This window comes from Blastomonas sp., from assembly GCF_046294995.1.
Classification (GTDB): Bacteria; Pseudomonadota; Alphaproteobacteria; order Sphingomonadales; family Sphingomonadaceae; genus Blastomonas.
Window position 1 is genome coordinate 119400 of the sequence record NZ_JBKBOG010000007.1, and the last position, 22768, is coordinate 142167.

Sequence of the window (22768 nt, forward strand, 5' to 3'; positions counted from 1 at the left end):
GACAGGTTTGGCATTGGCGGTCCTGGCCGGACCGATGACAGTCCCGCCCGCATGGACCATGGCTCCCGAGGATACGAAGGCCATGCGGATGGACTTTTCCCATGTCACCAGCCGCGCGCAGGCCGAGGCGCTGGTGAAAAGCGGGGAGCTGGTCAGGATACGCTTCTACCCCAAAAGGTTCGGGGGGCGGGGGGACAAGGAGAATAGCGGATATGTCCCACCGGGCGCGCTGATGATGATCGACTTTGCCAATGACCGGGTCAGCGGGCTGCTCGAGCTGAAGGCCATCGATCGCCTGGCGGTGGAGCCCAAATATCGCGGCAAGAGCATCGTGCCGGTGCGCATCCTCTATATCTGCTCCGGCGAGGGCGAAGCGACGATCGAGATGAAGATGAATATCTGGTGACAGCACATGGCCGCATCCGCGCTCTAAGGATGCCTTAGCAGAGTGCCGGATGAGCGAGGCAGGGGGTTGGGCTTATGACCGCAGATCGGGATCAGCCCACCAATCCGGCTGGCAAGATAATCCGCACGATCGATGCCCGCCTGCCGCCAACGCCAGACGACAATATCGGCGTTCGGTCGACGGATATCGGCAGCTTCGTGCCGGAGGCAACCTATCGCGCCGTGCCCATCGTGTGGTTCGTCAGCGCGATCATGACACAGTTTTTCGCGCTGGCGTTCCTGCTGTCGCTGCCCTTGATCGGCATCGCGATCGTCGCTCTTTCGGCGGTGGTGAGTGTGTTCGTCCGTAACTGGACATTCAGGCGTGGCATGGCACGCGCATCGCGCGGGTGGAAGATCGCGACCGATGTAGGTCTGCTGGTGAACTGGGGCTGGCTATCTTGGATCGCGATGGTGCGATAGACCCCGGGGCATGCAGAGCCACTGTGCGAAGGTTCGGCCCCCCTCACCCCACCACGAAATCGCCTTCGTCCTCGCCATCCCAGTACGCCACGCGCGTCGCGCGGACGTGGAGCATGACCAGGCCTTCGGTGTCGGTGCCCTGCTCGAACCAGCGTTCGAGGTCCTTGCTCCAGTGCTTTTCGAATTGCGCCTTGTCGCGGACGATGTCGGCGGTGCCCTCGACCGCGATGAAGATCCCCGGCGCACCGAGCAGCGATTTCTTGCCCTGCAGCGACAGGCCGACCTTGGGGTCGCGCTTGATGTCGTCGACCATGCGGCAGTCTTCCCAGGTGAAATAATAGCTGTCGCCGTCGTAATCGACCTCGCGGTTGTTGCTCATCGGCCGCCCGCCGATCGCGCCGCCCTCGGCATGGGTGTTGAGCATCGCAAAATCGATGTCTTTCATGGCCTTGGCGATGCGGGCGAGCTGCTGGGCTTGGGTGGTGTCGGGCATGGACGTGTCTCCTGGCGTCGGTGCCAAGCATGCGCGCGACGCGGCGGATGGTTCCGTGGTCAGGTGGCGGGAGCGGGATCGCGCTTGAGCGCGGCGCCTGAGGCGGACGGCGCATGGGCTTCGGCACGCGCGCGCACCTCGCGCCGCAGCGCCAGCGCGACTAGTGCGATCAGCAGCAGCAACGGCGGCGCCATCAGCGAAAGCGGCCAGTTGCCAGCGCCGATCGCGTCCGCATCCTTGGCAAACGACGCGACCAGGCCATAGCCGGTGCCGAACCAGCACAACGCGAGCAGGCCGAGCTGTTCCAGCGCGCGGGTGCGTTGCAGCAGGTCGGGGAGGACGAAGGCGATGCCGACGCCCAGGATGCACAGATCGTAATCGTAATTATACGGGCTGACGAACAAAGATGCCGCGCAGGCGCTGGCGGCGAGCAGCTGCGGCGGCAGTTTGCGCCACCAGCCATAGAGCAGCAACGCGATGGTCAGAATCGCGCCTGCACCGTGCACGGCGAACGCGATATCCGACGACAGCCCCGTGCTGCGCACCGCCGCGTAGATCGAGGTCATGCGAAACAGCGGATATTCGCCATCGGCCAGGAACGCGCTCGATTCGGCCACGCCCGCCAGAAACGCGGGCCAGATCGACAGCCCGAAGACCAAGGTCGGCAGCAGCAGCGCGGTGATCACGATGGCTGCAGCGATGAACATCGCCTGCCAGCGGCGCTCGACCAGCGCGAGCAGCGAGATGGCGGCGGCGAGGTGCGGCTTGACGATCATCAGCCCCAGCGGGATGCCCGCCGATGCCTTGCGCTGCCCGAACGCAAGCAGGAACATCGCGACAAGGCCGCCGGTGAGAAACCCGTTCTGCCCGGTGATCACCGTCAGCAGGATGACCGGCAGCATCGCAAGCATCACGCCGGGCAGATGATCGCCCGCGATCCGCTTGAGCATTGTCAGATAGAACAGCAACGTCAGCCCGGTGAACAGACCGTACGCCAGCCCCAATGGCAGCGCCGCAAGCGCGGTGACGAACAAGGTGAACGGCGGCGGGTAGGTCCATGGCATCGAGACATCCATGCCGGTGAACGCCCGCTGCGCCGCCTTCATCTTGGCGATGTCATAGCTGTCGTCGACCTTGCCCTCCAGCCCTAGCGTTCCGGCGACATAGAAAGCGTGGAAATCGACGACGGTCTTGCTGTCGCCTTCAATGACCTGGTGCTGGTATGAGACGGCAGCAAACGACAACAACATCGCGGCAAGAGCCAGCACGGCCAGAAACAGCAGGCGGCAGGTGGCCAGTGGGTGTCGAGCGGTGGAGGTCATGGCTTGGGCTGCGGGCATCTCGAAACCTGGGGCAAGGCTCAGGCAGGCGGCGCGGCGGCCACCGCATAGGCCGGCGTGCGACGCGGCTGGCTGGAGAACACGAAGCGACGGTCGAGCTGGTACTTGACCAAATAGCCGATTCCCAGGCCGAGCAGCGCGCCTGCGACGCGCGCCTCGTGGGTGTGCCAGGTGAACCAGAACAATGTCTCGGTGCCCCAGAAGATCAGCGTCGTGGCGACGCCCATCAGGGTGTAGAGCGAAAACCGCTGTGCATGGGCCGCGATGCCGCGGCTGGGATCGGCAAAGATCCAGCGTTTGTCGAGGATGTACTTCACCACCAGCCCGATCCCGGTGCCGGCCACGAGCGCGAAATAATAGACGATCGCCTGGTCATCGATCGCCAGGATCGCCGATTGCGTGCCCAGATTGGCAGTGGTCGCGACGATCGCGAAGGCCGCGTAATGCAGCGCCAGCGTCAGGTTGCTCACGATTCGCTGCTCCCACCGCGCCATGCGCGGAGCGGAAACGCTGCATTCTGGACAGAAACGGCCATCGAACCACCCCGTGATCGCGCCGGCGGCATGTGCGTGGCCGGGTGCTTTGGGATGATGCTAGGATCGGTGGGCTTAGATTTCGTTAACGCGCATCGCCATGCGCGCGCCAAGGGCTGCGGTCGCTGCGCCCTAGAGGAAGTATTTGATCTTGACCCGCTGGCTGCTGCCTGCCCCCTGCGCGACGAACACCGCCTGCGAAAAACGCGGCGGCCCGAAGCTGAAGCTTGGGTTGCGGGAAAATCCGATGCCTTCCTTGGGGATGCCGGCGAAGGTATCCAGCTTGTTGTTGCCGTTCTCATCGTGGACGATCGCCAGCGCATACTGGCCGGCGGGCAGGCCGGCGAACCGCGCGACCGCATCCTTGGCGCGCACGGTCATGCGGCGCGCGGCGGGGTCATCCTCGCAATCGGGAAAGCTGCTTTCGTTGACGGTCAGGCACAGTTGCAGCAAACCCTTGGGCGAACGCAGATGGTCGATGGCGATGTCCAGATCGTTCAGCGGGGCGGCCCCTGGCAGCGCGAACAGCGCGACCAGTCCAAGTGCCAGAGTCCTGGGCAATGCCACCATCTCAAATCCCTTAGTGTGCCGAACGCACGGCGTCGTGCGCCGCGTCTGCCCGTGCCGTGTGCGATCCCTTGGCGGGAAATTTTCCCAGCCCCTTGTCCGTACCGCATAGCCTGTCCCAGAAACGGAAATAAAGCCCGTAGTTGCAGGTATAGCGCGCATGGTGGTGCTGGTGGTGACTGGCGGTTATCAGCCCTTTGCCTAACGGCCCGTGAACAAGCCAGCGCGGAAACAGCTCCCAGCCCATATGGTTGGTCACGCCCATTAGCGTCATGATGGCCAGCACCAGCCCCAGCATCGCGACGTGGATCGGGATGATGAACACCAAAGCGGGAATGACGATCGCCCCGGTCAGCGCCTCGATGGGATGGAAGCTCATCGCCGCCCAGGCGGTTGGCGGGCGGCTTTCATGGTGCACGGCGTGCGCGATGCGAAACCATCTGGGCTGGTGCATCCAGCGATGGGTCCAGTAAAACCAGGTATCGTGCGCGAACAGAAAGGCGAGCACCGACACCGGCAGGTACCACAAAGGATAAGCGCTCCAGTCGGTATAGACCTGCGTCCAGCCCCGGTTCTGCCAGCCCCACGCGACGATCCCGGTGGGGATGCCATAGATTGCCGCGCTGTACAGCGACCAGCGGATTTCTCGGGTGATCTGCGGTCGTTGCCCGACATACAGCCCGGGCCGCACCTTGTCGGTCAGCCAGGCGAACATGCCGCTGGTCAGCAGATAGCGCACGCCCACGATCAACGTCATGGCCAGCGCCGACAGCGCAATATGAGAGGAACCGAGCATCGTCACGCTGTAGCGTGGTTATGCTGCGCTGCAAAGCAGTCCCTGTGCCCTTCCCCTGCGCTGCTTGCTGCGCTAGGGCGGAGGGGACATGAAATCACCGCGCAATCTCTCCAGCAAGACTCTCAAATGCGATGTTGCGATCCTGGGCGGCGGCCTTGCCGGCGGGCTGATCGCGCTCGCGCTGCGCCGCAAGCGGCCCGAGCTGGAGGTGCTGGTGATCGAGGAGAGCGCGTCGCTGGGCGGCAACCATATCTGGTCGTTCTTCGGGCCCGATGTCGCCGACAAGCACCGCTGGCTGGTCGCGCCTTTGGTCTGCCACGGCTGGCGCGGCTATGATGTCAAGTTTCCCGGGCACGAACGCGCGCTCGAAGAAAGCTATTACTCGATCCTTTCGGACCGATTCGACGAGTATCTGCGCGAGACGCTGCCTGCGCACCACATCGTCACCGGGGTCCGTGCGCTGGCGGCGAGCCAGACCAACGTGGTGCTGGAAAACGGCGCGCGGATCGAGGCGGGCGGCGTGATCGATGCGCGCGGCGGCGGCAACGTGCGCCACCTGCGCTGCGGCTGGCAGAAGTTCATGGGGCAGATGTTGCACCTCACCGAGCCGCATGGCCTCACCCGCCCGATCGTGATGGATGCGACGGTCGACCAGATCGACGGCTACCGCTTCGTCTATTGCCTGCCGATCAGCCCGATGGAAATCTTCGTCGAGGACACCTATTACAGCGATACGCCCGATTTCGACACCCAGGCGCTGGCCGGCCGGATCAGCGCCTATGCCGACGCCAAGGGATGGCAGGTCGAGCGCGTCAGCCGCACCGAGACCGGCGCGCTGCCGGTGGTCTATGGCGGCGATTTCGGCGGATACTGGCAATCGACCGGCGGCGATGTCGCCAAGGCGGGAACGCGCGCTGCATTGTTCCACGGCCTGACCGGCTATTCGCTGCCCGACGCAGTGCGCCTTGCCGCGCATATCGCCGAGATGCCTGACCTGTCGGGCGCGGCGCTCGCCGAGATGAGCCGCAAGACCAGCCTCGACCATTGGGAGGCCGATGGTTTCTATCGGATGCTGACCAAGATGCTGTTCAAGGCCGCCGAGCCCGATGAGCGCTACAAGGTGCTCGAGCGCTTCTACACGCTCCCCGATGGCCTGATCTCGAGGTTCTATTCGGGCAAATCGACGCTGCTCGACAAGGTCCGCGTATTGGCCGGCCGGCCGCCGCTGCCGATCTGGCGCGCGATCAAGGGCCTGTTGAGCTAGACCCGCCTCGAGCAATCGCCCGAACTGCATTGCAACGGTAATACACTTATGCGATGCACCCCGTCACACGCTCAGGGAACAGCGCATTGGACGGGTTGATAAGCATCGGAGCCATCGTCTGCCTGCTGCTCGCAGGCGGCACTGTATTGGGTCTGGCCAACCGCAAGCATTTCTCCTTCGGCTGGCTGGTCACGGCCGCTGCGCTCGTCTTCATCAACGATCTTCTGCTCACCAATGGCTATGGCCTGATCCCGGATATGCTGCCAGCGTCGGACTGGAACTGGCAGGGCAAGATCCTGGCGCTGGTCGGCACGCTGGCGATCGCATCGCTGCCCGGGTTCGGATGGAAACGCACAGGCTTGACGCTCGTCCAGTCGGAAGGCAGCCTCAAAAGCTGCATCCCGGGGGCATTGCTGTACTGCCTTTTCTTCCTGGCCATCGGCTTGGCATTTCCGTCGGATGCGGCGTCTGCCGAAACCGTCGCGTTTCAGCTCACCATGCCAAGCCTGGAGGAGGAGGCCTTCTACCGCGGGATATTGCTGCTGGCGCTGTATGAAGCGTTCACCCGCGGCGCCAACAGGTTCGGCGTGGAATGGAGATGGGGGGCGCTTGCATCCTGCCTGCTGTTCGGGCTCGCGCATGCCTTCGCCTACACAGATGGAGCGTTCGCGTTTGACCCGATCTACATGGCCTTGACCGCAATTCCCTCTTTTCTCGCGGTCTGGATGCGCCTTCGAACCGGCAGCATCCTGCTGCCGATCGTGCTGCATTCGTTTGGAAACTCGATCTCGCTGCTGCTGTGAAACGGGGGCGCATCGGGTGGCCCGGCCAAGGGGCCACATCCGGCTGCCGGTCCGCCGCCAGGGGATCGAAACACCGCTGCGCTCGTTGCTGGGGAATGCTGGACACGAACCGCCCAAGCCCATAACACTGGGGTCAATGGGCCATCCGGCCAACTCAGAAGGATCGATCATCATGACCTGGGTCATTCGCCTGCTCGTCGGAGCGTTTTCGGCGCTTTTCCTCGTGATCGGGGTGGGTGCCATGCTGAACCCGCAATCGCTGATCACCCAGTTCGAGCTTGGCCGACAGGGCATCACAGGGATCAGCGCGATCCGCGCCGACATGGGCGCATTCTTCATCGGCACCGGGCTTGCCGCGCTCGTCGGGCTGTTTCCCGGCCGGCGACAATGGCTGCTGGGTGCCGCTGCAATGGTGGCGCTGGCGTTCACCGGGCGCGCGATCGGCGTGGTGAGCGATGGGCTTACCGCGAACATTGCCCAATCGATGATCATCGAGGCGATCTCGGTCGCGCTGCTGGTCGCGGCCTTCGCCATCCTGAGCCCGCACCGTCGCGAAGAGCTGGCAGCGCAGAAGGCTGCCGAAGCCGACCGCCAGCGCCTGGCGGACGAAGAGGAACGGATCGCCGCCGAGCAGAACGATCTCATTGCGCAAAACGAGGCCAAGCTGCAAAGGGACCGTGACTTGGCCCAGCCGATTGTCTAGGGCATCGTCCATTCGATTCTGCCGCTATTCGGGGGTTTTGCGATCTTGTCTTCGACCCGCTTCCAGCCCCGGCCCAACGGTCCGACTGACTGACCCATGGCGACGCATGGCCTGATCGTTACCTGCCCCGCATCCGCCGATGCCGCGCTGCATTGGTGGCGGGCCGAGGGTGACCATATCGTCGCCCGGGGCCAGGATTTCAGCCCGCCCTCCGCAGCAGCGGGGATCGATCAAGGCCCGGTACTGGCGCTGATACCCGCTGCCGACACCGTCATCCGCATTCTCGACATGGGCGAGATGAGCGCGGCGCAGGCCGAGGCCGCCGCACGCTATCGCGCCGCCGATCTCAGCATCGGCGGTGATCTGTTCGTCGGGGTTCGCGCTTTGGGTGGCGCAGAGACGATGCGGGTGCTGTGCGCCACCATTTCGCGCGCGCGGCTGGCCGATCACCTGGCCGAACTTGCGCTGCGCGGGCTCGACCCCGATGTGCTGGTGCCCGTCGGGCTGCTGCTTCCCGCAAACGACCAGCCGGTGAGCGCGACCTTCGGCGATCTGGGTGCAGACCGGCTGGGCGATCTGGTCCTGCCCCCCGACGAGGCGCTGGGGGCGCTGCTGCTGGGCTCGTCCGCACCTGCGTCGCTTGACCAGGATGCGCGCGATGCCGCGATGATCGCGGCGCTGGCCGATCCGCCGCTGAACCTGCGTCAGGGCGACTTCGCCCGGCGTACGCCGCTGTTCGCGCTCGGCGCCGGGCAGCGCCGGACGCTCGCCTGGCTGCTGGGCGCGCTGCTGCTGGTCAGCTTCGCCATTCCCCTGATCGAGATCGGCAAGAACTATCTTGGCGCCGACCTCGCCGAACGCCGGGCGCTCGCCAGCGCGCAAAGGTTCGTGCCCGAAGCGACCGATGTCGCGCAGGCCGAACAAGTGCTCGACACCCGGCTTGCCGCACGCGGCGCGGGGAACGCCATCGCCACCGTCCCGCTGTCGGGGCTGCTCGCGGCGATGCAGCCGGTTCCGGGGGTCACCATCCGCCAGGCCGATTACCGCCCCGGGGGCATCATCGGCGCGATGATCGCCGCACCCCGGGTCGAGGACCTCAACGCGGTGCTGATCGCACTGCAGAACAACGGCTATACCGTCACCGCAGCCCAGCGCAGCGATGCGACCGGGCAGGCCGTGGCCGACATCACGGTGCTGGCGCCATGACCGAAGCTGCCAAAAACTGGTTCATCGCGCTGTCGCGGCGCGAGCAGATCATGGTCGGCGTGGCTGCGATCCTGGCGCTCGGGGTCATCGGGTTCTACGGCATCTACCGCCCGGTGTACGACATCGCGACCGATGCCAAGCGCAGCTTCTACGAGGCGACGATGCAGGCAGGCAGGATCGAGGCGAAGACGCGGGCGCTCTCGATGCCCGCCGACAAGCGCCCTGCCGAGGCGATCGCCGCGCTCAACCTGCTGCTCGCCAGTGAGGCGGCCGAGCGCGGGTTCACGCTCGATGCCAACACCGCACAGGGGTCCGGCCGTGCCGAGATCGCGATCGGATCGGCCCGCTCGACCGCGTTTCTGAGCTGGCTCGCCGATCTCGAACGGCGCGGCGTGGTGCCCGAGACATTGGTCGTCCGGCGCATGGACAACGGCACCGTCTCGGTATCGGCGCGGCTGACGAAGGTCGGCGGATGAGCCGCAACATGAAGCGCGCAGGCCTGATCGTGCTGGCGCTGGTCGTGGCGCTGCTGGTGCTGCTGCCACTCAGGATCGTGTTCGAGACGAGCGGCCTGGGCAGCCGCGGGGTCAGCGCGCGCAGCGTCGAGGGCAGCGTCTGGGCGGGCACCATCCGCGATCTGAGGCTCGGGCGGCTGAGCCTGGGCGACATGGACGCCTCGCTCTCACCTGCGGCGCTGCTGCGCGGCGAGACGGTGCTGGCGATGACCCGCGCCACCGATACGCCAGGCCAGCCCCCGCTGGCGTTCGATCTGGTGCGCAGCGGCGACAGCACAGCCATGCGCAACGCCAGCGGCGACATCGCCACCGCCGATCTGTTCGCCCCGCTGCCGTTGCGCAGCGTGACGCTCGACGGCGCGAACATCGCGTTTGTTGGCCGCCGGTGCAGCGCGGCATCGGGCGCGGTGCGGGTCAACATCGAACAGAGCCTGTTCGGCATCTCGCTGCAGCGCGGGCTCAGCGGCACTTTGCGCTGCGACGGCGATGATCTGCTGATCCCGCTCAGGGGCCAGTCGGGGCTCGAGCAGATGGACATACGGATCACCGGCGCGGGCCGCTATACCGCCGATTTCAAGCTCGGCGGGCTGGCAGGCGGCGCGGGCGCGGCGCTGTCTGCGTTGGGCTTCCGGCAGCAGGGCGATGCGATGGCAATCAGGATCAACGGACGGTTTTGAGCGGGGCGATTCGCGAGACGAAAGCATAGCTGTTTTCCGGCGAAAGCCGGAATCCAGGGCGACGACACCGCAAACTAACTCCTGGGCTCCGGCTTTCCCCGGAGAACGGGCTAACTATAAGAACTTTGGAGGATGCCATGACCCTTGACCCCAACACCCCGGTGCTGATCGGCGTCGGCCAGACGGTCGATCATTGGGACGGCAGCGAAGCGGCGGCAGCACCCAGCCCGCAAAGCCTGATGCAGCGCGCCTCCGAAGCAGCGCTGGCTGACACCGGCGTGGCCGAAGCAGTGCGGGCCGCCATCGATGTCATCGCGATCGTGCGTCATTTTGCCGACAGCGCGCCTGGCATGGTCCCCGAAGGCACCGGCGGGTGCGACAAGCCGCCTTTGGGCCTCGCCAACCGGCTGGGCGTCTCGCCCGCGCGCGCGATCTATTCGATCGTCGGCGGCCAGACCCCGCAATCCCTGGTCAACGAATTTGCCGCCGCGATCCATTCCGGTGAGGCGCGCTGCGTGTTGCTGTCGGGTTCGGAAGCCATCGCCGCTGCCAAGACCGCCGCACGCAAGGGGGTTGCGCTCGATTGGAACGAGAGCATCGACGGCACGATGGAGGATCGCGGGCTGGGTCCGATGCTGCTCGACCGGCACGAGCTGAAAAACGGCGTCGGCGCGCCGATCCTGACCTATCCGCTGTTTGAACACGCCGTGCGCGCGCGGCTGGGCCGCAGCCGGGCCGAGCATGTCGCGGCAATGTCGCGGTTGTGGGCCAGCTTCAGCGAGGTTGCTGCCGCCAACCCCTATGCGCAGTTCCCCCGGGCGATGAGCGCGGACTATCTGGCAACGCCATCGGACAGCAACTATCCCGTCGCCGACCCCTATCTCAAATGGCACGTCGCGCAGGATGCGGTGAACCAGGGCGCCACGGTCATTCTGACCAGCGTCGGCCAGGCCGAGGCGATGGCGGTGCCGCGGCAACGCTGGATCTTCCTGCACGGCAGCGGCGAAGCGATGGACAAGCCGGTCAGCCTGCGCCCCGATCTGTCGCGATCGCGCGCGATCGAGGTGGCGCTGGCAGGCGCGCTCGCCAGCGCGGGCAAATCTGCGGACGCGATCGCGCATTACGATATCTATAGCTGCTTTCCCGTCGCGGTGCTGCTCGCCGCCGAGGCGCTGGGCGTCGATGAGCGCACCACGCCGCTGACCCTGACCGGCGGGCTGCCGTTTTCAGGCGGCGCAGGCAACAACTACTCGATGCATGCAATCGCGGCGATGGCAGAGACGCTGCGCGCCGACCCCGGCAGCTTCGGCCTGGTGCTGGCCAATGGCGGCTTTCTGTCGAAGGAAGCTGTGGGCATCTACAGCACCGCCGCGCCGGAGAACTGGGCACCGGTGGATCATGCGCCGATGCAGGCCGAGATCGACGCCGAGGCCGCGCCCGAGCGACTGGAAGAGGATGCGACCGGCACAATCGAAAGTTACACCGTCGGCTATGCCAAGGGCAGGCCATCGCGCGCGGTGGTGATCGCCCGCAGCGAAAAGGGTCGCATCGTCGCGCGCCCTGACGAATCGGGCAAGGACGACGCGATCGCCGCGCTGATTGATCCGGCCCGCGATCCGATCGGACGCACGGTGCAGGTCACCCAATCGGACGGGGTCAACAGCTTCACGGTCGCGCCATGAGCCGTCCGCCGGGCAAGCCCCAGCGCCCGGTGCGCAGCGACTATACCACGTTCACCACGATCACCACCCGCTGGTCGGACAACGACATCTACGGCCACGTCAACAATTCGGTCTATTATTTCTGGTTCGACACTGCGGTGAACGAATATCTGATCCGCGCAGGTGCGCTCGATATCCATGCTGGCGAAACCATCGGACTGGTGGTTGAAACCGGCTGCGCCTATTTTGCGCCCACGGCCTTTCCCGACACCATCCACGCCGGGATCCGCGTCGATCATATCGGCTCAAGCTCGGTGCGGTATGCGGTCGGGCTGTTTCGCAACGACGACGAAGATGCCGCCGCCGCCGGGCATTTCACCCATGTCTATGTCGGGCGCGACACCCGTCGCCCGGCACCTCTGCCCGATGCTCTGCGGACGGCGCTCGAGGCCATCCGCGCCTGAGCATCAGCCGACAAACGCGCGTTCGAGCACATAGGTGCCGGGGTTGGACTGGGCGCCTTCGACAAAGCCCATGCTTTCGAGCAGCGCGCCGGTTTCCTTGATCATCGCCATGCTGCCGCACAGCATGACGCGGTCGGTCTCGGGGTCGAGCGGATAGTCGCCGCATTCGATCCGCGTGGTGATGCGGCGGTTTTCCTCGGTCCAGGTCGGGCACTTGGTCACCGAGCGGTCATAGGTCAGCCGCGTCATCGCCATCTCGCCGACCAGTGGATCATGCTCCATCCGCGCTTCCAGCTCCTCGCGATAGGCAAGGTCCTGGATGTCGCGGACGGTGTGCTGCACGGTGATCTGCTCGTAGCGCTCGTACGCGTCGGGATCGCGGATGATCGACATCCATGGCGCCAGGCCTGTGCCGGTTCCGATCAGATGCAGCCGCTTGCCCGGCAGCAACGCATCGAGCGTCAGCGTGCCGGTGGGCTTGGCCCCCAGCAGGATCTGGTCACCCGGCTTGATCTTGTAGAGATGGCTGGTCAGCGGACCATCGGGTACGATGATGCTGAGAAACTCGAGCGTCTCGTCCCAGGCCGGCGACACGATCGAATAGGCGCGCACCAGCGGCTTGCCGTTGATCATCAGCCCCAGCATCACGAACTGGCCGCTGACGAACCGGAACGACGGCGGGCGCGTCACGGTGAAGGAAAACAGGCCAGTGTTCCACTGGTGCGTCGTCAAGACCTCGACAGTCGTAAATGCCACGTTCGTCCAATCTGTCCACTCGGGAGAATGCTGCCCCCTAGCAGCATCCGCCCGCAAGCGTGAAGAAGCATTCTTTGGCGGCGTGAAATTTTGGCTTGGCCTGCACGGGCCGGAACGCAAATCGGGGGCGGGATCATGCCTGATCGGCAATCATCCCGCCCCCGATGTGAACCTGTAGCCTAGTGGCAGACGGCAGCGGTCAGTATACCCGCTTCTTGGGCTTGATGTATTCGATGTCCTCGCTCAGCGTGTATTCGTGCACCGGGCGATAATCGAGCGTGACCTTGCCGCCGTTGCCGCCCCAGCCTTCGAACCAGCTGACGGTGTGCTTCATGAAGTTGGCATCGTCGCGCTCGGGATAATCCTCGTGCATGTGCGCGCCGCGGCTTTCCTTGCGGCTGTGCGCGCTTTCGATCGTGCACACCGCCTGGCTCAGCAGGTTGTCGAGTTCGAGCGTCTCGATGAGGTCGGTGTTCCAGATCAGCGAGCGATCGGAGACGTGGACGTCCTGCATCCGCTGGTTGACCGTCTGCATCAGCGCGGTGCCTTCGGACAGCAATTGCGTGTCGCGGAACACCGCAGCGTGCTTCTGCATCGTCTTTTGCATGTCCATGCGGATCTGCGCGGTGGGCGAGCCGCCCTTGGCGTTACGGAAATGGTCGAGCCGCGCCAGCGACATGTCCGCCGAATCCTTGGGCAGCTCCTTGTGCGAGGCACCTGGCTTGATGGTATCGCGCAGGTGATGGCCGGTCGCGCGGCCGAACACGACCAGATCGATCAGCGAGTTGGAGCCCAGACGGTTGGCACCGTGCACCGAAACGCAGGCGGCCTCGCCCACGGCATAGAGGCCGGGGACCACGGTGTCGGGATCGCCATCCTTGATGGTGACGACCTGGCCGTGATAATTGCAGGGGATTCCGCCCATGTTGTAATGCACCGTCGGCACCACCGGCAAAGGCTGGCGGGTCAGGTCGACATTGGCGAAGATCTTGCCGGTCTCGGTGATTCCGGGCAGGCGCTCGGCCAGCACCTTCTCGTCGATATGGTCGAGGTGCAGGTAGATATGGTCGTTTTCCTTGCCGACGCCGCGGCCTTCGCGGATTTCGGCGGCCATCGAACGGCTGACGACGTCGCGGCTGGCCAGATCCTTGGCCGACGGCGCATAGCGTTCCATGAAGCGCTCGCCTTCGGAGTTGGTGAGGTATCCGCCCTCGCCGCGTGCGCCTTCGGTAATCAGCACGCCTGCGCCATAGATGCCGGTCGGGTGGAACTGGACGAACTCCATGTCCTGCAGCGGCAGGCCGGCGCGCAGCACCATCGCCCCGCCGTCCCCTGTGCAGGTGTGCGCCGAGGTGGCCGAGAAATAGCAGCGGCCCGAACCACCGGTGGCCAGCACCACGGCATGACTGCGGAAGCGATGGATCGATCCATCATCCATGCACAAGGCGATCACGCCGCGGCACTCGCCGTCTTCCATGATCAGGTCGATCGCGAAATATTCGATGAAGAAGTCCGAATCATATTTCAGCGACTGCTGGTACAATGCGTGCAGCATCGCATGGCCGGTACGGTCGGCAGCGGCGCAGGTGCGCTGCACCGGCGGGCCTTCGCCCATGTTCTGCATGTGCCCGCCGAACGGACGCTGATAGATCGTGCCGTTGTCGTTGCGGCTGAACGGCACGCCGGCATGCTCGAGTTCGTAGACGGCCGCAGGCGCTTCACGCACCATATATTCGATCGCGTCCTGGTCGCCCAGCCAGTCCGATCCCTTGACGGTATCGTACATGTGCCAAGACCAGTGATCGGGCGAGTTGTTGCCCAGGCTGGCTGCGATGCCGCCCTGCGCCGCCACGGTGTGGCTGCGGGTGGGGAACACCTTGGTGATGCACGCGGTTTTCAGCCCCGCTTCGGCGCTGCCCATCGTAGCGCGCAGACCCGATCCGCCCGCGCCGACGACAACCGTGTCGTATACATGGTCGATGATCTTGTAGGCTTCAGACATCAGCTTGCGGCTCCGGCAAAGGCTATGCGCGCGACGGCGAAAATGCCGAGCGCGGGCCCGGCAACGGAATAGAAATTAAGCAGCAGGATAACACCGAACTTGGTGCCGTGATTGTGCACGTAATCCTCGACGAGAACCTGCAGGCCCAGACGCAGATGATAGAACACCGTGATCAGCAGCAGGATCATCGCGGTCGCGGCCAGCGGCGAGGACAGCCATGCGGTGACCGTGGCATGATCGAGCGACGGCAGGCTGACCAGCGAGGCCACGAACCACAGCATCAGGATCAGATTGCTGACCGCGGTGACGCGTTGCATGATCCAGTGGTGCGTTCCGTGTTTGGCAGAGCCGAGGCCCCGCACTTTTCCGATCCTGGTGCCACTTTCCATGAACGCCTCCTCGCGCGGCCTGCGGCCTGCGCACAATCAAACTCGAATTAAAAAAATCAGACGAAAAAGACGATCGCCCAGAAGATAGCGGTGAACACCACGCCCAGCACCGGAACGATCGCCGCCCAACGGTTGTTGGTATCGATCTCGTATCCCGCGCCGACATCGAGCACGAAATGGCGCAGGCCCGAGCACATGTGCTGGAAGAATGCCCAGCTCAGCCCGATCATGAAAAGATAGCCCAGGGGGCTGGTCGCCCAGCTGACGTACCAGGCATAGGTTTCCGGACCGCTGGCGATCGCCAGGAGCCAGCTTACCAGCAACACGCCGCCGAGCGTCGCCATTCCGTCACCGCTCGCGCGATGCAGGATGGAGACCAGCATGGCCGGGCCCCAGCGCCAGATCGAAAGGTGCGGCGACATCGGCCGAGCGGATGGTTTCGCCATGGTATCCCCCGTATATGCGGTCAAATTGACGACTGAAGTGCGTCCCGCGCCTGTTTAGCCGATTGCCATCATGATGCAATTGCTGATTGCGGGAGCATTGTTTCCCCGCGCGCACACGGGGTGTCGACACCGCCTGTGCCAATAACCCGGCGTTAACCATGGACGCCTATGCCCTTGCATACGCACGATTGGTTCGCACGAGGATGGCATGGCAATTAACAGCACCCCACAATCCGGTCGCTCGGCAGCCAAGGCGCTGTACGAGGCGGTCATGCATGAACTGTCGATCACCAAGCGGTTGGCAGCCTTCGACGCCAGCGGGAGCCTTCCGCAGCTGACCCGCAAAGGGATAGAGCTTCTCAAAGGGCACGAGCAAGCCATCGCGGAAGCCTTTTGGGAGCATTACGTCGCCAACTCGGATATCGCCGCAAGGGTCGATGATATCGAAACGGTTCGGCAGCGGACGATCGATTCCGTGCGCAGCTATACCGAAGAGAAATTCCGCAATCTGGATAGCCAGGTCTGGGTCGAACAGGCCTTTTACAACACGCTGAACGCCCGCAAGCTGGGCATTCCGCTTTGGCAGGTTCTTGCAGCACAGGCCTATACCCACGACTTTGCTCTGAAACTGATTTTGACCAAGCTGACGAACGATTATGAGCAGTTTCAGCAGATCGCGCGCGCAACCGCGCAGGTGATGGTCATCGAAGCCGAAATCATGTCGTTTGCGGTGAACGCGATCATCCAGCAGGACGCCCAGGGAATCCGGATCGCCCAGACGGCCAGCTTCAAGCAGACCGTCGATGGCGAACTCCAGCAGGCGTCGCATCTGGGAACGGGGCTGCAAAGCCAGGTGCTTGCCGCATCCGAATCCGCCCGCCAGATGCTGGGCCGCTCGTCTGAAGTCGCCGCTGCTGCCGAACAATCGGCCATCGCGATGCGTGAAGCGGCGCAGACCGCCGCGGGCCTGATCCGCGCGATCGAGGATGCGCGCTGCGAAGTTGAAGTCGCCGCCGACGTGGCTGAACGTGCGTCGCGTGAAGCGGGCCACGCGGTGGACAGCACCCAGACGCTGTCGACGCATGCCGAATCGATCGAATCCATCCTCAGCCTGATCCGCGACATCGCAGGGCAGACCAACCTGCTCGCGCTCAATGCCACGATCGAGGCCGCCCGCGCGGGCGATGCCGGACGCGGCTTTGCCGTCGTCGCGCAGGAGGTCAAAAGCCTCGCCAACCAGACCGCGCGCGCCACCGACGACATCGCCCACAAGATCACCGCGATCCAGCAGGCGACCCGCGACACCGTGTCCCTCAACGATTCGGTGCGCGCCACCGTCAGCGAAGTGCAGACCTCCGCCGATCGCATCCGCGAAGCGATGGAGGTTCAGGCACAGACGGTGACGATCATCACCGCGGCGGTCGACGAAACCGCGCTGGCCGCCGATTCGATGTCGAACACCATCGGCACCATCCGCCTCGACACCGAAGGCCTGGCCAGCGAGATGGACAAGGTCGGCGCGGGCTTCAGCCATCTGCAGTCGCAGCTGACCCAGCTCAAGCAGCGCTCCAACAGCTTTGCCGACGAGATCGGGCTGGCCAAGCGCGCCTGACCGCGCGGTAAATTTGGCGCACCGCAATAGACCGCGTCGCGCGTGCGGGCTATGACCGCGCGCATGATCCAGGTCGAACAGAACATCCTCGTCACCGGCTCGAGCCGCGGCATCGGCCGCGCCATCGCCGATATGCTCCACGAAGCCGGCCACCGCGTCGTCGGCCATGCCAGCAAGCCTTTCCCCGATGACAGCCCGGACGCCCCGGCTTGGGATCTGGTCGATGCCGATTTCGGCGACTTTCGCGGGCCGGGCGGTCTGTGGTCCGAGGCGCTCGACCTGCTCGACGGGCGGATCGACGTGCTGATCAACAACGCCGGCATCTTTGCTGCCAACCCGATCGATGCAGGCGATGCCGAATGGCTGGGTGCCTGGGACGAGACGATGACGATCAATCTGACCGCCAGCGCGCAATTGTGCCGCCTTGCGGTGCTGCATTTCCAGGCGGGGGGACACGAAGGACGCATCGTCAACATCGCCAGCCGCGCCGCCTATCGCGGCGACAGCCCCGCGCACTGGCATTACGCCGCGTCAAAGGGCGGCATGGTGGCGATGACCAAGTCGATCGCCCGCGCCTATGCCGCGCAAGGGATATATGCCTTTGCGATCTGCCCGGGCTTCACCATGACCGGGATGGCGGAGGATTACCTCGAAAGCCGCGGCGGCGACAAATTGCTCGCCGACATTCCGCTGGGCCGCGTCGCGATGCCCGACGAGGTCGCCACCATGGCCGCCTTCTGCGCCCTCGACGCCCCGCCCTCAATGACCGGCGCGGTGCTCGACGTCAACGGCGCGAGCTATGTGCGGTAGGATGCGCAGGCGGTGAAGGGCGGCTGGGTCTACATGATGGCGGATCGCTATCGTGGTACGATCTACACCGGCGTCACTGCAGACATTGGGCGGCGAGTGGAACAGCACCGCAGTGACGGTGGATCGCGGTTCGTGAAGCGCTACGGGCTCTCACGCCTGGTCTATACACAGTGGCATGACGAGATCGTTTCAGCGATCGAGCAGGAAAAGGCGATCAAGAAATGGCGGCGTCAGTGGAAGATCGACCTGATTGAGGAAGCCAATCCAGACTGGCTGGACCTGACGCCCCTCATGAATGCTTAGGTCACCAGTAAGCCTTTCCGTCATCGTCACCCCCGCGCACGCGGGGGTCCCGCTTTCTTGCCAGATTAGCGCAATAGCGGGATTCCCGCGTTCGCGGGAATGACGTAGTGGAGTTATTTGGTCATTCGCTTTAGGTCGCTGGGTGACCTAAGCTATAGACCGCGACGCAGCGACAAGGACCCTAAGTTGGACAACTGGAAAGTCACCATTCCCTGCACTTTGGCAGAGGCGCAGGCGGTTACCGAGCGCGAGGATATCGACGAGGCGGCGTTCGGCAGCCCCAGCCTGGTGGCGAGCGAGGTCGATGCCTATGCCGATCCGCAAGCGCCGGGGAGCTGGGCGATCCATGGCTATTTCACCCAGAAGCCCGATGTCCGCTGGATCCGCCGACTGCGCGATCTGGTGCCCAGCGCCGACGGCCTGAAGCTCAAGCCCGAGCGGCTTCCCGACGACGATTGGGTGACGATGAGCCAGTCTGGGCTCGAACCGATCCGCGCGGGGCGCTTCTGCGTCCACACCCCCGAAATGCCCGCCGCCACCGAGCCGGGCATCACCAATTTCTGCATTCCGGCGAGCCTGGCGTTCGGCACCGGCCACCACAACACCACGCGCGGCTGCCTGGTGATGCTCGACGCGATGAAGCGCCGCGGCAATATCGTACGCAGCCATATCGACATCGGCACCGGCACCGGGCTGCTCGCCTTTGCCGCGATGAAATTATGGCCGCGCGCCTATGCGACCGCGAGCGATATCGATCCGGTCTGCGGCCCGGCCGTGGCGGAAAACGCCGAGGCCAATGGTGTTGCGCTGGGCCAGCGCCCCGGCCAGCTCGCGATGTTCATCGCCGAGGGGCTCAAGGACGCAGACCTCCAGCGCCGCGCGCCGTATGACCTGGTCATCGCCAACATCCTGGCAGGGCCGCTGATCGAGCTTGCCGGCGATATCGCCGCGGTCACCAGTTCGCAGGGCCAGGCGGTGCTGTCCGGCCTGCTCGGCACGCAGGCCGACGCGGTCGCCCGCGCCTATCGCGCGCAAGGCTTCCGTCTGGCCGAGCGGCTCGACCTTGGCGACTGGACCGTACTGCGCCTGCGCATGCGGGGCGCGCGATGGTCCGGCAAGGCTTAAAACCCTTCCCGTTCTCCGGCGAAAGCCGGAGTCCAGGGGCGGACTTGCGCTGTTCCGCCCAGGATTCCGGCTTTCAGAATGTGAACACGCAAGCGGTGCGCACCGTCCCTCGACTTCGCTCGGGAACGCGGGAGGGTGATTTGCAATCTTATTGCATCACCAGGAGGGCGCTGATGTGCCACACGAGCGAGGCCGCTCCACACCACTTCCGTTTGTCCCGAGCGAAGTCGAGGGACGTGCGCGCCAGGCAAGCGTTAATAAATGGTCTGCGCGGGATACCTGCATCGTGAAGCGCCGGGCCCGCGCCATCCTCGGCTGGCTGATGTTGCTGGCAGGCCTCGCCTTCCTTGCGGGCGAAGCGGGCGGGCTGATCGGCACCAACCGCGACTGGCGCGAGCCCGACGATGGCGTGACGATCTATGTCGAGACCAACGGCTTCCACACCGGGTTCATCCTGCCGGCGCAGGCCGAAGGGATCGATTGGCACGCGGTGTTTCCGCCCACCGATGTCAGCGACCCGCGCTTTCACGCGACCAATGCCACCGACCATGTCGCGATCAGCTGGGGCGAGCGCGAGTTCTATCTGGGGACACCGCGCTGGCAGGACCTCGACCCAGTAACGATGGTGCGCGCGGCGATCGGCAGCGATTCAACGCTGATCCATATCTACCATATGGCCCGCCCGGCAGAAGGCTATTACGCCCGGCGGCTGGTGATCAGCCACGATGCCTATCGCACGCTCGCCACCCGGCTGATGCGCGATATTGCGCTGCCCGAGTCCGGGCCGCTCAAGCCGATCCCGGGCTATGGCGGCGATGACGTATTCTATCAGGCGCGTGGCCGCTATTCGCTGATCAACAGCTGCAATGTGTGGACCGGCGACCATCTGCGCGCGATCGGAGTGCGCGTCGGCGCGTGGACCCCGGCCGAGCACCATGTGATGCGCTGGTTTCCTCAGCGATAAGGTCAGGCGTTGCGCATGATCTCGGCCCACTCGGCCTCGTCGACCACGCGCACGCCAAGCTCCGCCGCCTTTTTGAGCTTCGATCCCGCACCGGGGCCAGCGACCACCAGATCGGTCTTGGCCGAAACCGAGCCTGCGGACTTGGCGCCGAGCCTTTCGGCCTGCGCCTTGGCTTCGTCGCGGCTCATCGTCTCGAGCTTGCCGGTGAACACAATGGTCTTGCCGCTCCACTCGGTCGCGCGCGCGGTGGAAACGAAGGCGGACGGACGCCCCTCGGCGATCAGGTCGTCGAAGACTTGTGCATTGTGCGGTTCGTGAAAGAAATCGCCCAAGGCCTCGGCGACCGCAGGGCCGATGCCATCGATGCCGGTGACCTCGGCCACGGCTTCGGCGTCGCCTGCAGCCAGTCGCCGCCCGATGTCGCCCACCGCCTCGACGCTGCCGAATGCCTTGACCAGATCCTTGGCGGTCACCGACCCGACATGGCGGATGCCGAGCGCGAACAGGAAGCGCCCCGGGTCCGCTCCGCGCCGCGCCTCGATGCTCGCGAGCAGATTGTCGACCGACTTTTCCTGCCATCCCTCGCGCGCGAGGATCGCTGTCCGATGCTTCTTGAGCCGGAAGATATCGCCGGGCCGGTCGATCAGGCCTGCTTCGAGAAACTCGGCGATCGTCCGTTCGCCCAGGCCATCGATGTCGAGCGCGGCGCGGCTGACGAAATGGCGCAGCCGTTCGAGCTTCTGCGCGGCGCAGACCAGCCCGCCGGTGCAGCGGACATCGACCTCGCCCTCCTCGGCTACCGCCTCGCTGCCACACACCGGGCAATGGTCTGGGAAGGCGTAAGCCTCGCGCACGTCCTCGCGCGTCAGATTCTCGACCACCTGCGGGATGACATCGCCTGCACGCTGGACGACGACGCGGTCGCCGGGGCGCACGCCCAGCCGCGCGATCTCGTCGCGGTTGTGCAGCGTCACATTGGAGACGACGACACCGCCGACGGTGACCGGGGTCAGCCGTCCGACCGGGGTCAGCTTTCCGGTGCGCCCTACCTGGATGTCGATCGCCTGTAGCGTGGTTTCCGCCCGCTCCGCCGGGAATTTGTGGGCGAGCGCCCAGCGCGGGGCCTTGGCGACAAACCCCAGCCGCGCCTGCCAGTCGAGCCGGTCGACCTTGTAGACCACGCCGTCGATATCATAGGGCAGATCGGCGCGGACACGCTCGATCTCGCGATAATGCGCGAGCAGGTCATCGAGCGTCTCGATGCGCCGGAGCAATGGCGACACGGGCACACCCATCGCGGCAATCGACTGCATCACCGCGTGCTGTGTCTCGCCCGGCACCTCGCTCGCCACCCCCCAGCCATGCGCGAGGAAGCGCAACGGCCGCGCGGCGGTGACCCTGGCATCCTTTTGCCGCAGCGAGCCCGCAGCCGCGTTGCGCGGGTTGGCGAAGAGCTTTTCACCCCTCTCGTGCTGCGCAGCATTGAGCGCGGTAAAGTCCTGTTTGGACATGTAAACCTCGCCGCGAATCTCGAGGATGGCGGGGATGCCCAAAGCCCTCTCCCCTTCAGGGGAGAGGGTTGGGAGAGGGGCAGTCGCCGACGGCGGCGCATTCCCCTCTCCCCCCGCCGCTTCGCGGCTCCTCCGTCTCCCCTGAAGGGGAGAGGGCCTTAAGGTCTCCGGTATATCCCCGATAATCCGCACATTGGCGGTGACGTCCTCGCCCACTTCGCCATCGCCGCGCGTCGCCGCACGGACAAGCACCCCGTCCTCATAGCGCAGAGAGAGCGACAGCCCGTCGATCTTGTCCTCGGCGGTCAGCGCCAGCACTTCGCCCTCGGGCAACGCCAGATAGCGCCGCACCCGCGCGACGAACTCGGCGATATCCTCGTCCGAAAAGCCGTTGTCGAGGCTCATCATCCGCTGCTCGTGCCGTATCTTGGTGAGCGGCGAGGCCTCGACCGCCGCCCCCACCATCCGGCTGGGGCTGTCCGCGCGGATCAGATGCGGAAAGGCCGCTTCCAGCTCGTTGTTCCGCCGCACCAGCGCATCATAATCCGCGTCGGAAATTTCCGGCGAATCCTCGGCATGATACAGCCGATTATGGTGCGCGATTCTTTTGGCAAGCCGCTGCAGCTCGATCGCGACTTCGGCTTCGGTCGTCTCGCTGCTCAAGCTCGGATCCACATCAACAGTCCAACAAACACTAAGGGAGAGGCGGCAAGCGCTGATCTGATAAGTATGACCTTAAGCCGCCTCCGATTTGGAGCATTTATCAGCACAACACTGTCAAAGGTATTCCAGATACCAAACATGATCATCCCAGCACACAATCCCGCTGCCACCGGGTGAAATTCTTCCGAACGAAAACTGATCCAGGCGAAAAATAGCAGAGCAAAAACGGCAATGATCGAGATAAAAACGCTAAATACGCCTGCGAACATCAAAACCATGTCCGCTCCAGCACGTCCGG

26 protein-coding genes are annotated in these 22768 nt (G+C 64.8%); 15 read left to right on the top strand and 11 right to left on the bottom strand.

Annotated elements, in window-relative coordinates; all coding sequences use genetic code 11:
• Nucleotides 1–34 precede the first annotated feature (34 nt).
• The gene (locus ACK4R0_RS10205) at nucleotides 35–406 is read left to right on the top strand and encodes a hypothetical protein (RefSeq protein WP_409673818.1); all 372 of its coding nucleotides are present in this window, start codon (nucleotides 35–37) and stop codon (nucleotides 404–406) included.
• Nucleotides 407–480: 74 nt separating this feature from the next.
• A complete protein-coding gene (locus tag ACK4R0_RS10210; protein ID WP_409673819.1) occupies nucleotides 481–867 on the top strand; it encodes a hypothetical protein in 387 nt (128 codons plus the stop codon).
• Between the two features lie 43 nt (nucleotides 868–910).
• Here ACK4R0_RS10210 and ACK4R0_RS10215 read toward each other — a convergent pair whose 3' ends face one another.
• From ACK4R0_RS10215 to ACK4R0_RS10235, 5 genes are all read right to left on the bottom strand, one after another.
• Nucleotides 911–1360, bottom strand: coding sequence for a pyridoxamine 5'-phosphate oxidase family protein (locus ACK4R0_RS10215; protein ID WP_409673820.1), 450 nt, complete (start codon nucleotides 1358–1360; stop codon nucleotides 911–913).
• 59 nt (nucleotides 1361–1419) lie between these two features.
• Nucleotides 1420–2682, bottom strand: a complete 1263-nt coding sequence (locus tag ACK4R0_RS10220; protein WP_409673821.1) for a glycosyltransferase family 87 protein — start codon at nucleotides 2680–2682, stop codon at nucleotides 1420–1422.
• 38 nt (nucleotides 2683–2720) lie between these two features.
• On the bottom strand, nucleotides 2721–3170 hold the full coding sequence (locus ACK4R0_RS10225) for a GtrA family protein (RefSeq protein WP_409673822.1): 450 nt from the start codon (nucleotides 3168–3170) through the stop codon (nucleotides 2721–2723).
• Nucleotides 3171–3365: 195 nt separating this feature from the next.
• Entirely contained in the window at nucleotides 3366–3803 is a 438-nt protein-coding gene (locus tag ACK4R0_RS10230) for a DUF2141 domain-containing protein (RefSeq protein WP_409673823.1), read from the bottom strand.
• Between the two features lie 10 nt (nucleotides 3804–3813).
• On the bottom strand, nucleotides 3814–4596 hold the full coding sequence (locus ACK4R0_RS10235) for a sterol desaturase family protein (RefSeq protein WP_409673824.1): 783 nt from the start codon (nucleotides 4594–4596) through the stop codon (nucleotides 3814–3816).
• Nucleotides 4597–4684: 88 nt separating this feature from the next.
• Between ACK4R0_RS10235 and crtY the strand changes: the two genes are divergently transcribed.
• From crtY to ACK4R0_RS10275, 8 genes are all read left to right on the top strand, one after another.
• Nucleotides 4685–5860, top strand: a complete 1176-nt coding sequence (crtY, locus tag ACK4R0_RS10240; protein WP_409673825.1) for a lycopene beta-cyclase CrtY — start codon at nucleotides 4685–4687, stop codon at nucleotides 5858–5860.
• Nucleotides 5861–5913: 53 nt separating this feature from the next.
• Nucleotides 5914–6663 (top strand): CPBP family intramembrane glutamic endopeptidase, BDIM_20840 family, encoded by a 750-nt coding sequence (locus tag ACK4R0_RS10245; RefSeq protein ID WP_409673826.1) that lies wholly within the window; start codon nucleotides 5914–5916, stop codon nucleotides 6661–6663.
• 172 nt (nucleotides 6664–6835) lie between these two features.
• Entirely contained in the window at nucleotides 6836–7366 is a 531-nt protein-coding gene (locus tag ACK4R0_RS10250; protein WP_409673827.1) for a DUF4345 family protein, read from the top strand.
• Nucleotides 7367–7462: 96 nt separating this feature from the next.
• Nucleotides 7463–8572, top strand: a complete 1110-nt coding sequence (gene gspL, locus ACK4R0_RS10255; protein ID WP_409673828.1) for a type II secretion system protein GspL — start codon at nucleotides 7463–7465, stop codon at nucleotides 8570–8572.
• Nucleotides 8569–9048 carry a type II secretion system protein GspM gene (gspM, locus tag ACK4R0_RS10260; RefSeq protein ID WP_409673829.1) on the top strand — a complete coding sequence of 160 codons (480 nt, stop codon included), beginning with the start codon at nucleotides 8569–8571 and terminating at the stop codon, nucleotides 9046–9048. Before gspL ends, gspM begins: the two co-directional genes overlap by 4 nt.
• Nucleotides 9045–9764, top strand: a complete 720-nt coding sequence (gene gspN, locus ACK4R0_RS10265) for a type II secretion system protein N (protein WP_409673830.1) — start codon at nucleotides 9045–9047, stop codon at nucleotides 9762–9764. The genes gspM and gspN overlap by 4 nt, the downstream gene beginning before the upstream one ends.
• A 137-nt stretch (nucleotides 9765–9901) precedes the next feature.
• Nucleotides 9902–11446 (top strand): acetyl-CoA acetyltransferase, encoded by a 1545-nt coding sequence (locus ACK4R0_RS10270; RefSeq protein ID WP_409673831.1) that lies wholly within the window; start codon nucleotides 9902–9904, stop codon nucleotides 11444–11446.
• Nucleotides 11443–11889, top strand: a complete 447-nt coding sequence (locus tag ACK4R0_RS10275) for an acyl-CoA thioesterase (protein WP_409673832.1) — start codon at nucleotides 11443–11445, stop codon at nucleotides 11887–11889. Before ACK4R0_RS10270 ends, ACK4R0_RS10275 begins: the two co-directional genes overlap by 4 nt.
• A 3-nt stretch (nucleotides 11890–11892) precedes the next feature.
• Here ACK4R0_RS10275 and ACK4R0_RS10280 read toward each other — a convergent pair whose 3' ends face one another.
• The 4 genes from ACK4R0_RS10280 to sdhC form a co-directional block, all read right to left on the bottom strand.
• The gene (locus tag ACK4R0_RS10280; RefSeq protein WP_409673833.1) at nucleotides 11893–12645 is read right to left on the bottom strand and encodes a ferredoxin--NADP reductase; all 753 of its coding nucleotides are present in this window, start codon (nucleotides 12643–12645) and stop codon (nucleotides 11893–11895) included.
• A gap of 199 nt (nucleotides 12646–12844) precedes the next feature.
• Nucleotides 12845–14647, bottom strand: coding sequence for a succinate dehydrogenase flavoprotein subunit (gene sdhA / locus ACK4R0_RS10285; RefSeq protein WP_409673834.1), 1803 nt, complete (start codon nucleotides 14645–14647; stop codon nucleotides 12845–12847).
• Complete coding sequence (sdhD, locus tag ACK4R0_RS10290; protein WP_409673835.1) at nucleotides 14647–15036, bottom strand: succinate dehydrogenase, hydrophobic membrane anchor protein; 390 nt, start codon at nucleotides 15034–15036, stop codon at nucleotides 14647–14649. The genes sdhA and sdhD overlap by 1 nt, the downstream gene beginning before the upstream one ends.
• 56 nt (nucleotides 15037–15092) lie before the next feature.
• On the bottom strand, nucleotides 15093–15482 hold the full coding sequence (gene sdhC / locus ACK4R0_RS10295; protein ID WP_409673836.1) for a succinate dehydrogenase, cytochrome b556 subunit: 390 nt from the start codon (nucleotides 15480–15482) through the stop codon (nucleotides 15093–15095).
• Nucleotides 15483–15690: 208 nt separating this feature from the next.
• Between sdhC and ACK4R0_RS10300 the strand changes: the two genes are divergently transcribed.
• The 5 genes from ACK4R0_RS10300 (at nucleotide 15691) to ACK4R0_RS10320 (ending at nucleotide 20296) form a co-directional block, all read left to right on the top strand.
• Entirely contained in the window at nucleotides 15691–17094 is a 1404-nt protein-coding gene (locus tag ACK4R0_RS10300; RefSeq protein ID WP_409673837.1) for a methyl-accepting chemotaxis protein, read from the top strand.
• Between the two features lie 63 nt (nucleotides 17095–17157).
• Complete coding sequence (locus tag ACK4R0_RS10305) at nucleotides 17158–17904, top strand: SDR family NAD(P)-dependent oxidoreductase (RefSeq protein ID WP_409673838.1); 747 nt, start codon at nucleotides 17158–17160, stop codon at nucleotides 17902–17904.
• Nucleotides 17905–17937: 33 nt separating this feature from the next.
• Entirely contained in the window at nucleotides 17938–18207 is a 270-nt protein-coding gene (locus tag ACK4R0_RS10310; RefSeq protein ID WP_409673852.1) for a GIY-YIG nuclease family protein, read from the top strand.
• 186 nt (nucleotides 18208–18393) lie between these two features.
• On the top strand, nucleotides 18394–19332 hold the full coding sequence (locus ACK4R0_RS10315) for a 50S ribosomal protein L11 methyltransferase (RefSeq protein WP_409673839.1): 939 nt from the start codon (nucleotides 18394–18396) through the stop codon (nucleotides 19330–19332).
• A gap of 286 nt (nucleotides 19333–19618) precedes the next feature.
• Entirely contained in the window at nucleotides 19619–20296 is a 678-nt protein-coding gene (locus tag ACK4R0_RS10320; protein ID WP_409673840.1) for a TIGR02117 family protein, read from the top strand.
• A 2-nt stretch (nucleotides 20297–20298) separates the two neighbouring features.
• On the opposite strand, the gene ligA is transcribed toward ACK4R0_RS10320, so the two are convergent.
• Together ligA and ACK4R0_RS10330 are read right to left on the bottom strand one after the other, a co-directional pair.
• The gene (ligA, locus tag ACK4R0_RS10325) at nucleotides 20299–22470 is read right to left on the bottom strand and encodes an NAD-dependent DNA ligase LigA (protein ID WP_409673841.1); all 2172 of its coding nucleotides are present in this window, start codon (nucleotides 22468–22470) and stop codon (nucleotides 20299–20301) included.
• Nucleotides 22467–22748, bottom strand: a complete 282-nt coding sequence (locus tag ACK4R0_RS10330) for a hypothetical protein (RefSeq protein ID WP_409673842.1) — start codon at nucleotides 22746–22748, stop codon at nucleotides 22467–22469. The genes ligA and ACK4R0_RS10330 overlap by 4 nt, the downstream gene beginning before the upstream one ends.
• Between the last annotated feature and the right edge of the window lie 20 nt (nucleotides 22749–22768).